The following is a 13,115-nucleotide window of genomic DNA, read 5'->3' on the forward strand; positions in this document are numbered from 1 at the left end:
TATCTTATGATAAGTAAAAGTAAATATTGATAACTACAACTTATTGAATGATAACAACTTGTGCTGTTTAGACTTGTTTTTTGTCTTAAATTTGATAGTAACCTTATCAAAATGGCAGAAAAACTAAAGATTAACAGGATTAAAGCCGTATTAGCGGAGAAGGATATTATGCACAAGGATTTGGCGGCTATGGTGGGAAAGACGCCTAGTGCTATTACGAGGATATGCAATAACGATTTTCAACCAACGCTAAAGTTGTTGAGGGATATAGCTATAGCGCTAGATGTTAGTATTTGTGAGTTATTGATTGATCCTAAAAGGAAATGATGTAAATTACATGTAAAATTACTCTTAAATAGTTAACCCTATAAGGTCAATAAGACTTTTTTTATTATATTTAATTATGCGATTTCCATTTGATACAATTAAATCTGTGGCAGCTATTAAGCTGGTCTTATCCAATATGGATGAGAAGCTTTGTAACTTTCACAAATTGTTTAAAATTTTATATTTCTCTGAGAAACAGCACCTTTCTCGGTATGGTCGATCGATTACTGGTGATAAGTATATTGCGATGAAAGATGGGCCTGTTCCTAGCAGCATTTATGATATTTTAAAAATTTTGAGAGGCACTCCATCAGTTATTAAAACGTCTATCGATTGGAGCCATGATTTCGAGGTGAGAGAAAATCATTATTTGAAAATGATTAATTCTGAATTTGATATGGATATTTTTTCAGAATCAGAAATTGAGTGTTTAAGCCAGTCTATTGCAGAAAATAAAAATTTGAGTTTTACAATATTGAGGGATCATTCTCACGATTCAGCGTGGGAATCAGCCAACCAAAATGATGAAATGTCGATTTTTGATATTGCAAAGGCAGGAGGGGCTAACGATGAGATAATTAAATACATTGCAATTGTCTGTGAAAATCACTCTGTAACTGTAAATTAAGATATGTTGTTTGAAATAGGCGCTATTTTGAAATTGTACGTTGAAGATACAACCCCACCAAAAGTAAAACTTTGTTTGATTGTAGGAAGTTGTAGCGATAAGATAGCAGTTGTATATATTAATTCCGAAGTTAACCCGAATTTCCTTCCTGCTGATTTGCAAGGGCTTCATTGCCCCATTACTAAAAAGGATTGCGATAAGTTGTCCTATGAGAGTTATGCAGATTGTTCTGATATATTCGAGAAAGATAAATCGGAATTAAATACCTTATTGCAAAAAGAACCAGGTCGCAAACTTTGTAAATTATCTAATGACCGGATTACAATGATATTAGGAGTGCTGCAAAGGGCAAGAACTATTTGGGACTATTTCAATAAGTGTGTAAACTTAAAAATCGGGGATCAAATTAATAATTAGATTCTCACTCTTTTATCAAAAATAGTTAAAAACTGATTTAGGACCATGCCCCAGTTTCTAATGGGCATGGTCCATTTTTTTGATACTTCCCGTAAAGCCAGGTATACTGATTTAAGGACAGCTTCATCAGTAGGGAAGGATAGTTTGTTTTTGGTATATTTTCTAATTTTACCGTTCAGATTTTCGATGAGATTGGTCGTGTAGATGATCTGTCTGATCTCCATGGGAAAGTCAAAAAAGACAGTCAGGTCTTCCCAGTTTTCGCGCCAGCTTTTGATGGCGTATGCATACTTTGTACTCCATTTAACATCCAGGGCGTCAAGAGCAGCCATGGCAGCCTGTCTGGTTGGTGCAGCATAAACATCCTTCATATCGGTGGTAAACTCCTTTTTATCTTTCCAGACTACATAGCGGCAGCTGTTACGTATCTGGTGTACGACACAAACCTGAGTTGCAGACTGAGGGAACACCGATTTGATAGTCTGAGTGAAGCCATTAAGATTATCCGTGGCTGTAATTAGAATATCTTCCAGGCCACGGGCCTTCAGATCTGTAAGTACAGTCATCCAATAGGCAGCTGATTCATTCTTACCCAGCCACATTCCCAGGACTTCTTTGAGGCCATCCCGCTTTAGGCCGACAGCGATATAGACGGTTTTATTCACCACTTTGCTGTTCTCCCGTACCTTGAACACAATGCCATCCATCCAGACTATGAGATAAACCGGTTCTAATGGCCGGTTTTGCCAGGCGACAATATCTTCTGTCACCCGGCTGGTGATGCGGCTGATCGTGGCCGTGGAAACGTCAAATTTATATACTTCTCTTATTTGCTCTTCGATGTCGGACACACTCATTCCCTTGGCATAAAAGGACACAATTACCTCTTCCAGGCCCTGAGCCATCCCTTCGCGTTTAGGGATGATCATAGGATTAAAGCTAGCATCACGATCTCTGGGAACTTTTATCTCAGATTCACCATAGCTGGTCTTAATCTTCTTCTTACCATAGCCATTACGGCTATTGGCACTATCATTATGTTCATGCTTGTCATAGCCCAAATGGCTATCTAGCTCTCCCTCCAACATCTTTTCAATACCCCGCTTCTGAATCTGGGCAAGAAAATCGTTTAGCTGATCTGCTGTTTTAAACTGCTTCAGAAAGTCGTCTGATAAAAAATCTTCTGTCTTCATAAAACTGTATATGCTTTAAAATTAAAAAATCAGAGCTAAACCCCGATTTTTAATATTTACACAGTTTATGAGATAGTGTCAACTATTTCGGTGGCGAAAAAGAAGGCGTACTCTATACTTTGATCCTAAACTGAATTAAGCCCCCTTTTTATCGTTGGAGTAATCTATCCCCAATTTTTCAAAGTCGATTATTTGGGTATTGTTTTGCCTGATAACCATTACGGTAGCAACCTCCCATTTACCACTATTTTCGTATACAACTTTTGATTGCCGTTTACCAAAGACAAAAAATCCATTTTCTTCTATATCTCGAATCTGATTATTAAGATCAAAGCCGAGTTGAGTGCGTCTACCAGACTCAAATGAGTCCATACCTATTAAATCCCCCCAGTCCTCAAGATTCTGTAAAAAAGCCCCTACTAAGTTTACCTCATCTTGATTGTTAAGTTCATCATGATTGAATTCATAACCGTAAACATCACTAATAATTGCGACTAATTCCTTGCCAGAGTGAATTCTTGGTAGAAATTCAACATCGGTTTTATTATTATCCTTTACGTCTAAGGAGCTTTTTACCCAATCCTCATGATTTGACTTTATGGCTTTTATAATATCAGTCGTGTAAGTTTCATATAGTTCATCTATGGTTCTATGATGGTTTCTACAAAGTAGAATTAGATTGTCGTAGCCATCATAGTCATTGTAATCAGGGGTATGTCTTGGCCCGTTAGGTTTTTCGCTGATTAAATGACATTCATCTCCAATATTTAGGTTTTTTGATTCTTCCGTGGGAGTTACTACCAGCTCTATTTTACAGATAGCACATCTATTTCCTGAACGGCCCCATAATGTTTTTCTTGTTTTATCAGAAATTGACATATAACATAGTTAAGAGTGATCAAAATTGTCCCCAATCAGGAATAGCATCAGCTACAGTACTATTTTTATTCTTCGTTTCTAATGTTTGAATGAATTTAACTGTTGCTGTGATATTCGAAAAGATGAGAATGCTTTCATCATAATTTAATACAGGATTATCATGGGCAAAGCTTTTATTGTTTCGAATATCGTTAAATGCGTCCATAATCTGAAAAGAAAACTGAATGATTTTTTCGCTCATTGAAGATGACAGGAAATCTTTGGCTTTTATGGCTTTGATATATTTTCCGAATAGAGCATTGACAGTTTCCTCCTTATTAAAAATAATTTCATGGCTACTGCAAAGCTCTTTTAGGAATTTGACAAGGAAAGTGTGAAGCCTATCTAATGCAGCCTCTGGTTCATTTTTTTCAATACTTTCTCTAATAAGTCGTGCAAGTTGATGAAAGTCTTTATCATCATTGATAGCTTGTATTGCGTCAATATCTTGTATAACTTTTTCAGAAAGAAGTCGTTCTGTTACTTTGTGGAATGCCAGTTCAAGCGCGGGGTTTGATAGCCCTGAATATAGTTGATTTTGGTGTAGTTTATACTCATATAATGCTTTGAAGAGTTTACCTATGGTATATTCACTTTCTTCATTTATGAAGCCACGCAATCTTTTGGCCTTCGAACTTCCATAGGCTCTATATTTGGGATCATCAATATTTAGGCCGATTGTGGAACCTATAAATTGTTGGAAAGTTCTATCAGAAAAATTTAGAACATAACCACCACCCATGTCAAGAAAGTCTTCTACAGTTTGAGTTTCAAGGAAAGTTAGATTTGCCATCTTTTTTCTAGTCTTTGATATTAAATAAATAGTAATAGAAGTTCATATTTCTATGGATGGCATCGCAAACCCTTTCTCTATAAACAAATCCCTTATTTCCAGAATCTCTTTTTTCCGTAATTGACCAACAGCTTTTTTCTTTTGATAAATGGCCCCGGTTCCTAAATGGAGTTTTAGACCATTTAGGAGATTATGCGCATGGGGAGAAGAAGGGAAGGGGTCTGCATCGTATTTATGTAGTACCCAGACAATCCCCTTATGTTTAATTTGGCCTTTAATTTCTGAAAGTGAAATATCGATTCCCTCTTTAGAACTCTCGAACGAAAATCTATTGAATTCAAAACGATAGTCTTTTAGGTCATTAAATAAAATATCAAAATTTGGCTCAATTGAATACATGTCTAACGGATGCTCAAATTCAGGATGGTCTGATAATAGAATACAAATTGCATTGCTAATATCGTTTAGGCTTATTCTCTCACCGTTTCGATAACGAATTAGTTCCGTTTGTAGTTTACTTAATAGCTGTTCCCATATTAACAAGTCATCTCCGTGTCGTGGGTTTAGAGGGCATTCCTTAATTCGCATTCTTTGTTAAGTTATAGGTTTTATGAATTGGGGAATCAATTAGTCAAATTTAGGGGAATTATTAAGTTATGTTCTCGGGTATAAATAGCTATAATTAATTTTCTGACCACCAAACCGACCACCATACCCAAACGAAAAAGCCGCAAACACTTTACTGTAAAGTGTTTACGGCTTTTTATCTGTAGCGAGATCGGGAGTTGAACCCGAGACCTTTGGGTTATGAATCCAACGCTCTAACCACCTGAGCTACCTCGCCTTATTCTCCGTTTGCATCGCTGTAACCACTATCAGTAGCGACTGTTGCGCCAAAACGGGAGTGCAAAGATAACGGCTTAAAAATGAAAATTCAAAATGAATCGAACGTTTTTTGCAATTTTTTTTTAAACAGTACCGCCCGGAGCCGGCTTATCCCATTTTTTTAATATAGACTCATCTACAGAACGGATATGTAAATCCCGCTGTGGATAAGGGATTTCAATACCTGCCTGGTTAAGGGCTGTATAAATAAAAGACATTACCTCGTTTTGAAGCCTCCCCGCATTATCGAGGTCGCCTACCCAGAAGTATACCTTGAAATTCACCGCGTTATCTCCGAAGTCGGTCAGTTGTATAAAGGGCGCCGGAACAGTGAGTACATCCTTACGATCGGTAAAGGCAGAGCTGATAATTTGGGTGACCTGGTCAATATTGCTGCCATAATTAACACCAATCGCTAATGTTATCCGTTTATTCCGGTTAGTCCTGGTCCAGTTGATCAGTTGTTGGGAGATGAGGTCGCCATTGGGAACAATCACTTCGGAGCCATCATAAGCGCTGATCTTACTGGAACGGATCCCTATTTCTTTTACAACGCCTGAACGGGGACCCAGTTCTATCACGTCACCTACTTCTATTGGTTTTTCAAAAGCGAGAATAATACCGGATACCAGGTTGTTCACTATGTTCTGCAAACCAAAACCAATGCCCACACCAAGGGCGCCGATCACGATGGTGATCTTGTCCATCGGGATCCCGGAGGCGGCAAATGCCAGCAGCACGCCCCCGGCTAATACAGCCAGGCGGAGCAGCAACAGGGCGGAACCGAATTTTGTTTTCTTGTTCGGACCGGCGCTCTGTCCTGTGTTGCCAAACATATAGGCAATTAGCTGGGATGCCACAGTAGCCACCCATATCACCAGTATAAAAATAATGATGCTGCTGAAAGTAAAATCTGAATTGCCTAGCTTATGCCGGGAAGAAAGAACGTCTTCAATTACTTCGTATATGATATCATACAAATAAACACTGCGCGATATAATTACCAGCCAGCCAACAAAGGCCAGGATGGTCAGGAATGTTTTCAGCTTTTTCTGCACCTCCTGGTAGTCCATAAAGGAAATGAAAGTACTGGAATCTTTATTGGCCTCTACCTGCAGGTATACGGCTTCCATCAGTATTTTCACGAGTATAAATAAGCTCAGGGCCATTACTGTGCTCACCACTGCTGTAGACCCCATTATTTTTGCTGTGCCTACCCTCGCTAAAATAACCATGATCAGGGAAAAGGCACTGGTAAGCATGAACAGCATCAATACCGGCCGGGTAAATTTCGGTTGTGCAAAGGTGGTGAGCAACGACTCCTTCAGCAGCCGGTTCCCCAGCAGTAACGAAAGAACAGCGCCGATCAGTAATCCCCATTGTTCTGCATAGGTGATTTCAATCAGCAGGTTATTTAAACTGTAAATGAATAATAGCCCCATCAGTAATAGCCAGCTTTTGAATAATGTTTTAGGGAGATGTGTGCGGAAGATAAAACTCAGTGCTATCACATTTAAGCCCCAGGTGATCTCTGTAAAAAGAATGGGATAACGTACGGATAGTACTGACGACAATGTAGCAATCAACACAATGGTACATGCCACCGGGTAGCGGTACAGGTACCGCGCATGCTGCAGGATGGTTTCCCCTTCCTGCTCTGTATGATTATGCCGTATGCGTTTAATATTATTGTATACCCACCAGGAAAATAATACTGCCAGTAACAGCCACACAAAAAAAACAGGCCATTGTATAGAAAAGAAAATGCCCAGTACCTTGGTGCTTTTATGCAGTGAGTTTTTCAGCACCGGGAAAAATTCAAGCGGATTGATACTATCGCGGTGAGGCTTCCACAAATACCTGTAGTCCCGTACAAACATGTTGGAGGCAAATTGCTGCAGGCGGTAGTCCATATCCTCATAAAGGTTGGAGGCCTCAATATACCGGTTAGCCACCTGGTTTTGCAGCAGCCCTATCTTAATCAAACTGGCCTTGTTGGCACTGTCTACCGAACGGAATTTAAGCACCAGGTTGGTCACCTGCCCAAGGTAAAATCCATACAGGTCATCTTCAGACGGGATGTTCCGCATAGCCGTATCTCCCCGGATCAGCCGTATGGTGTCATTGATGTTTACCAGCTTCTCATAATAGGAAAAAAGTGCGCCTTGCCAGGAGGTGAGCTTTCGCTGCAGCTGCTCCAGCATTACCTTGTTGGTATATATATCGTTGATGTTGGGTGTACGGCCCAAACTGGCAATATTATACCTGATCAGCGCAAGGGAAGTGTCTGTCAGCGGCAGGCCGGCAACGATCCGTGAGGTGTCGAACCCGCGGCGCAGGGAGCTCATAAGATCGTTCAGCGTAAGGGTGTAACCCTCAATACGGTTGATCAGGATCGACACGGAAGTATCCGACTTTCTTACCCTGTTCGTGTCTTTCGATAATGCCTGGATATTTTTGCTGATAGTAGCGCTGTCTACGGCTATCAGGTGAATAGTATCACTTTTCGGTTTACGTTTCCGGCCCTGCGCATCAGCATTATAACTTCCGGTGGTCAGCACCGTTAATAGCAGCATTTGCAAAAAACATGTATAATTAATGTGTATCCTGGTCAGCATACGAATCTGTAAAATTGAATAATCTCTATGGAGGAACATTTTTAATGCCTAAATGTTCCTGAATTTAAAACTTTTAACCCTCCCGGTCGTTAAGTTTTCTGGAACCAGGTTGCTTTATTTGTCGGGTACCGGAATCCGCAGTATTTTGTATATGATTGGCAAGTCCAATGAAAACTGGCTTATGAACAGAGAAACGCTCGTTGCCTCATTAAGAAAAGACCTGAGCCCCTGGGATATTATAGTGATCGGAGGAGGGGCTACCGGCCTCGGCGCAGCCCTGGAAGCGGTAACAAGAGGTTACAGAACCCTGCTGCTGGAGCAGGTGGATTTTGCAAAATCCACTTCCAGTAAAAGCACAAAGCTGGTACATGGAGGCGTACGTTACCTCGCGCAGGGCGATGTGTCGCTGGTGAGGGAAGCCAGCGTGGAAAGGGGATTGCTGGCTGCCAATGCGCCTCACCTGGTACGTAACCTGGCTTTTGTTATTCCTACTTTTAATTTCTGGGAGAACCTGAAGTACACTATCGGCCTCAAAATGTACGATTGGCTGGCCGGGCGACTCAGCCTTGGCAAATCAGTACATATTTCCCGGACAGCCACACTGGAGCGCCTTTCTACGCTTAAACAGGATAAACTCGCCGGAGGTGTGCTGTATCACGACGGGCAGTTTGATGATGCACGACTGGCCATTAACCTGGCCCAATCCATTTCAGATAATGGAGGCACTGTGTTGAACTATATGAAGGTAACCGGTTTGCGGAAAGATGAGCTGGGAAATGTCAGTGGACTAACGGTGAAGGATACCCTGGATGGAGGAGAGGAAATTTATCTCAATACCCGCGCAGTGATCAACGCTACGGGCGTGTTTGCTGATGATGTGCTGGAAATGGATAACCCCGCCGCACCTAAATCCATTGCTGCCAGCCAGGGAGTGCACCTGGTGCTCGACAGCGATTTCCTGCCCGGGCATAATGCCCTGATGATCCCGTCTACCAGCGATGGGAGGGTGCTGTTTATTGTGCCCTGGCACAACAAAGTGGTGATGGGCACTACCGATACTCCCATCAATCACATCAGCCTGGAGCCCCGGGCCCTGGAAGAGGAAATTGCTTTTATCCTCCGCACCGCAGGTCAGTATTTATCAAGGGCGCCGCAACGTTCCGATGTCCGCAGTGTTTGGGCCGGGCTTCGTCCGCTGGCTGCCGCTAAGGCGGAGGGACATAAAACAAAAGAGATCTCCCGCAGTCATAAGATCATCGTTTCAAAATCAAATCTTGTTACCATTATCGGCGGTAAATGGACCACCTATCGCCGGATGGCAGAAGATGTTATACAAAAGCTGGAAGAGGTACTGAAATGGAAGGCTACTGTTTCCGCTACCCATCACCTGAAAATCCATGGTGCGTCTGATAATGTTAACTGGGAAGATCCCTGGTATTTTTATGGCAGCGATGTGCTGCACCTGCACCAGATGGTGGCGCGACAGCCCGATTTGCAGGAAGAGCTGAGCCGTGATTATCACATTATTAAAGCGCAGGTGGTATGGGCGGTGAAAGAAGAAATGGCCCGCAATATTGAAGATTTTCTGGCCCGACGCACTCGACTGCTTTTCCTGGATGCCAGGGAAGCCCTGCGTATAGCCCCTGCCGTAGCCAGGATCATGGCGGAAGTATTACATAAAGACGAACATTGGGTGGCCACGCAGATCAGCAGCTTTGCAGAGGAAGCGAATGGTTATCTGTTAAAATAATTTTCCGGAAGATGGAAACCGGCCTGGTCTTCATCTTCCGGAAAATCACATCCACTTAAACTTCTGATCAAAAGGTTTCAATCTTCTTCCGGGTTGGGCAGGTTCATCTGTATAACCCATATAAAAGAAGCCCAGTACAAGGTCTTCTTCTCTCAAACCAAAATAATCCTGCATGGCCGGATGGTAGGTCATACCGCCGGAACCCCAATAAGCGGCAATGCCCAGAGCGGTAGCGCCGAGCCATATATTTTCCACAGCGCATGATACTGCGGCAATTTCTTCCAGCACAGGTATCTTCGGATTGTTGCCCCGTTTCATACAAATGGCCAGCACATGCGATGCCAGGTTGCCCTGTGTTTTCAGTTTATCATAGTTACCCAGAATGTATTTGTCGGCAGGGGTAAATTGCTTATACATCTCCGCATGATCATTACAAAACTGTGCTACTTTATCCCCGCTGTACACCACGAAATACCAGGGCTCTGTATACCCGTGTGTAGGGGCCCAGTCGGCAAGCTGCAGCAACTGCTGCACAGTTTCATCCGCAATCTTCCGGCCGTTCATACTGGTGGGTTTCACTGTACGGCGTGCCGTAATCACCTGTTCCACAGTAGTGGGTGTTGTTGTTATATCCATGATCTGTTGTTTTTATTTTCCCGTTTCCAGGCGTGCTTTCGTATCCGCCGGCAGTTTCACTATTTTGTGTGTTTTGTAATCAAAACATATCATGCCGGTTTTAGCTTCCGCGATCGTAATCGTTTGTCCGTTACGGTTAGCAGTGATAAGATAAAATAATTCAAAGCCCAGGGCGTTAAATTCACCCGCTGCAACAGCTATTTCAAATATATCTCCATAAAAACCTTCGCCTTTATAAGCAATTGCTACATCAGCCATGATAAAACCGCTGCCGGTTTCGTGATCCAGCTCTTTATAGCCGAGAGCGCCGAGGAACCGGATCCGGGCTTCATGTATAATAGAAAGGATAGCGTCATTGCCTACGTGGTTGCCATAATTAATATCCTGGATCCGTACGGGCATTTGAAAACTGAATGGAAATGCTGCCGGTAAATCTATCTTGATCCTTGCCATTGTTATTTTTTAGAGAGATGTTAAACGTTTGTTGTTTGTTTAAGGAAAGCCACAAATTTTTCGAAGGCCCTTGCCCGGTGACTATACCTGTTCTTTTCGGAAAGATCCATTTCCGCGAAGGCGCGTGTTTCTCCTTCGGGGATAAAGATGGGGTCATACCCAAATCCCTTTTCTCCTTTAACGGCCGTGGTGATATGGCCTTTGCTCACGCCCTCAAACTGGTACTCCTTTCCATCCAGTATCAGGGAAATAACGGTACGGAACTGTGCGGTGCGGTTTGTTTCCCCTTCCAGTTCGCGTAATACCTTCGCGATATTGTCGGCGGCCTCTTTCTGTTCCCCCGCGTAGCGGGCAGACAGTACACCCGGTGCTCCGTTGAGGGCGGCTATTTCGAGGCCGGTATCTTCCGCGAAACAGTTTTCCCCGGTCATCCGGTGAATGGTAACAGACTTTTCTGTGGCATTGGCTTCCAGTGTATCGTGTGGCTCGGGGATATCTATATCGATGCCGGCTTCCAGGAGGGTAATGATCTCGAACTGATCTCCCAGTAACGACCGGAACTCTTTTACTTTATTCTGGTTATTGGTAGCGAATATCAACTTCATATAATTCGAAAAGAAATTTAGATGCCTAATAATTGTTTTAATCCGGCCCATAGCCTGGCTTTCAATATTTTATCACTGCCTATCAGCGATAATTCGTCGGAAAACAGTAAGGTGGTACCATTTACCGTTACCAGCTGGTAGGAGGGAATATCATTTAATCCAAGCTGCTCCGGTGCAATCCCAAATATAACGCTTCGTTCTATCTTCACGGCAGCCTGCCAGTCAGCAAAGGTAAGAGAAGGGTAGTGGATCATGTTAATAAGTGATACATCCTGCATGCCCAGTTTACAGGCATTTAATATATTAGTGAGGAGGTTGAATAATTCCTCGTTTAAGTATGCTTCATTTCCATTTTGTATGAAGAGCGCAATGTTTTTTTGATTTTCTCCTAAATATTTGACTTTGGGCGCCACTTTTTCCGCGACTGCAGCTGGCGTGCTTTTCCCGGGAATGATTGGCTGGGTAAAGATTTTAGCCAGGAAGTACGGATCAAGTTGGGTTTGCTCAAGCGACATGTTTATTATCGTTTATTTTAATATGAAAAGCCCCTCTGGGGAAAAATCAGTTTATTTGCACTGCCGGTTCCGTAATGGGCCGGTGGCACAGCGATTAAAATGTAAAAATATCGAGATAAAATTGATTAACCATGATGGTAGATAAATCAACAGTTAAGGAAGAGGCACTTAAGAAGATCAAAGTCACCAAAACTACGCAAAGCAGGTTGAGTGAGGTTGATTTCAATAACCTGGTATTTGGTAGAATGTATGCCGACCATATGCTGGTGGCCGATTTCGACGGCAAAGAATGGAAAAATGCGGAGATACTGCCTTTTCAGCACCTGTCTGTAAGTCCTTCAAACGCTGCCTGGCATTACGGGCAGGCCATTTTTGAAGGGATCAAGGCTTACAAAGACCCGGAAGGCCATCCTATGATCTTCCGTCCATACGATAATTATAAACGCTTTAACGCCTCTGCGGAAAGAATGGGAATGCCCCAGGTACCGGAGTGGCTGTTTATCGGAGGGATGGATTTGCTGATCGACCTGGACCGCAACTGGGTGCCTGCCGGTAAGGGCTGTTCACTTTATCTTCGTCCTTTTATGATTGCTGCAGACGAATTTATCGGCGTACGCCCATCTGATACTTATAAGTTTGTTATTATCAATTCACCTTCCGGTGCTTATTTTAATAAGCCCATTAAATTACTGGTACAGGATAAATATGTACGGGCTTTCCCCGGCGGTGTTGGATATGCTAAAGCCGCAGGTAACTACGGTGGTACCATGTATCCCACCATGCAGGCAAAAAAGAAGGGCTACGACCAGATCCTCTGGGTAGATGGCTATGAGCATAAATACCTGCAGGAATGCGGCACTATGAACGTTTTTGCCATTATCGGGAATACAGCTATTACACCAGACCTTACCCAGGGAACCATCCTGGAAGGGGTAACCCGCGCCAGCGTGATGGATGTGCTGGCAGATATGGGACTTAAAGTGGAGGAAAGACCCATTTCCATTGATGAAGTGGTAACCGCCTATAATAATGGTACGCTCAGGGAAGTATTTGGTACCGGCACTGCTTCCAGCGTTGCTTATGTAGAACAGTTGGATTATCTCGAAACCCAGATTAAACTGGATACCACCAAATATGAAGTTGGCACGGAAGTAATCCGGCAGTTGGATGATATCCGTACCGGCCGCGCTACCGATATCAGGCATTGGAACTATCTAATAGACAGGGAATAAGTACTTTATATATTATTGTCGATATAAGAACAGGGCCAATAAAAAGGTCCTGTTTTTTTATGGTAGTTTCTAAGGGATATCATACCTTTGCAGTCCGGTTTTTGGTAATCCTGAGCTGCTACCAGAATAATAAGACCTTTCCCTG

The 13,115-nt window shown here is 42.7% G+C and carries 14 protein-coding genes and 1 tRNA gene; 5 read left to right on the forward strand and 10 right to left on the reverse strand.

From position 1 onward, the window contains the following. Positions 1-111 precede the first annotated feature (111 nt). The 3 genes from FN124_RS31805 to FN124_RS16830 all read left to right on the forward strand — a co-directional run bounded on the left by FN124_RS31805 (position 112) and on the right by FN124_RS16830 (position 1,372). Positions 112-327, forward strand: a complete 216-nt coding sequence (locus FN124_RS31805) for a helix-turn-helix transcriptional regulator (RefSeq protein ID WP_142685952.1) — start codon at positions 112-114, stop codon at positions 325-327. 76 nt (positions 328-403) lie between these two features. After that, the gene (locus FN124_RS16825; protein ID WP_142685953.1) at positions 404-955 is read left to right on the forward strand and encodes a Panacea domain-containing protein; all 552 of its coding nucleotides are present in this window, start codon (positions 404-406) and stop codon (positions 953-955) included. Between the two features lie 3 nt (positions 956-958). Beyond that, a complete protein-coding gene (locus tag FN124_RS16830) occupies positions 959-1,372 on the forward strand; it encodes a hypothetical protein (protein WP_142685954.1) in 414 nt (137 codons plus the stop codon). On the opposite strand, the gene FN124_RS16835 is transcribed toward FN124_RS16830, so the two are convergent. The 6 genes from FN124_RS16835 to FN124_RS16860 form a co-directional block, all read right to left on the reverse strand. Continuing rightward, the gene (locus FN124_RS16835) at positions 1,369-2,565 is read right to left on the reverse strand and encodes an IS256 family transposase (RefSeq protein ID WP_142684445.1); all 1,197 of its coding nucleotides are present in this window, start codon (positions 2,563-2,565) and stop codon (positions 1,369-1,371) included. The genes FN124_RS16830 and FN124_RS16835 overlap by 4 nt on opposite strands. 135 nt (positions 2,566-2,700) lie before the next feature. Continuing rightward, a complete protein-coding gene (locus FN124_RS16840; RefSeq protein ID WP_142685955.1) occupies positions 2,701-3,444 on the reverse strand; it encodes an HNH endonuclease in 744 nt (247 codons plus the stop codon). Between the two features lie 19 nt (positions 3,445-3,463). After that, a complete protein-coding gene (locus FN124_RS16845; protein WP_142685956.1) occupies positions 3,464-4,276 on the reverse strand; it encodes an abortive infection family protein in 813 nt (270 codons plus the stop codon). 42 nt (positions 4,277-4,318) lie between these two features. Next, positions 4,319-4,864 carry a hypothetical protein gene (locus tag FN124_RS16850; protein WP_142685957.1) on the reverse strand — a complete coding sequence of 182 codons (546 nt, stop codon included), beginning with the start codon at positions 4,862-4,864 and terminating at the stop codon, positions 4,319-4,321. A gap of 182 nt (positions 4,865-5,046) precedes the next feature. Next, positions 5,047-5,120, reverse strand: a tRNA-Met gene (locus FN124_RS16855). 124 nt (positions 5,121-5,244) lie between these two features. Next, positions 5,245-7,737, reverse strand: coding sequence for a mechanosensitive ion channel family protein (locus FN124_RS16860; protein ID WP_185937242.1), 2,493 nt, complete (start codon positions 7,735-7,737; stop codon positions 5,245-5,247). 223 nt (positions 7,738-7,960) lie between these two features. Between FN124_RS16860 and FN124_RS16865 the strand changes: the two genes are divergently transcribed. Further along, complete coding sequence (locus FN124_RS16865) at positions 7,961-9,529, forward strand: glycerol-3-phosphate dehydrogenase/oxidase (RefSeq protein ID WP_142685959.1); 1,569 nt, start codon at positions 7,961-7,963, stop codon at positions 9,527-9,529. A gap of 45 nt (positions 9,530-9,574) precedes the next feature. On the opposite strand, the gene FN124_RS16870 is transcribed toward FN124_RS16865, so the two are convergent. Genes FN124_RS16870 through FN124_RS16885 form a run of 4 tightly spaced genes read right to left on the reverse strand, consistent with a single transcriptional unit; the run spans position 9,575 to position 11,738 of the window. Next, complete coding sequence (locus tag FN124_RS16870; RefSeq protein WP_142685960.1) at positions 9,575-10,165, reverse strand: nitroreductase family protein; 591 nt, start codon at positions 10,163-10,165, stop codon at positions 9,575-9,577. 12 nt (positions 10,166-10,177) lie between these two features. Further along, complete coding sequence (locus tag FN124_RS16875; protein WP_142685961.1) at positions 10,178-10,618, reverse strand: acyl-CoA thioesterase; 441 nt, start codon at positions 10,616-10,618, stop codon at positions 10,178-10,180. A 20-nt stretch (positions 10,619-10,638) separates the two neighbouring features. Further along, on the reverse strand, positions 10,639-11,223 hold the full coding sequence (rdgB, locus tag FN124_RS16880; RefSeq protein WP_142685962.1) for an RdgB/HAM1 family non-canonical purine NTP pyrophosphatase: 585 nt from the start codon (positions 11,221-11,223) through the stop codon (positions 10,639-10,641). A gap of 17 nt (positions 11,224-11,240) precedes the next feature. Continuing rightward, the gene (locus tag FN124_RS16885; RefSeq protein ID WP_142685963.1) at positions 11,241-11,738 is read right to left on the reverse strand and encodes a hypothetical protein; all 498 of its coding nucleotides are present in this window, start codon (positions 11,736-11,738) and stop codon (positions 11,241-11,243) included. A gap of 131 nt (positions 11,739-11,869) precedes the next feature. Between FN124_RS16885 and FN124_RS16890 the strand changes: the two genes are divergently transcribed. Beyond that, positions 11,870-12,970: a branched-chain amino acid aminotransferase gene (locus FN124_RS16890; RefSeq protein WP_142685964.1), complete on the forward strand. Its 1,101-nt coding sequence runs from the start codon at positions 11,870-11,872 to the stop codon at positions 12,968-12,970. The last annotated feature ends 145 nt before the right edge of the window (positions 12,971-13,115 follow it).

Origin of the sequence: Chitinophaga polysaccharea (assembly GCF_902150045.1) — a bacterium.
Classification (GTDB): domain Bacteria; phylum Bacteroidota; class Bacteroidia; order Chitinophagales; family Chitinophagaceae; genus Chitinophaga; species Chitinophaga polysaccharea_A.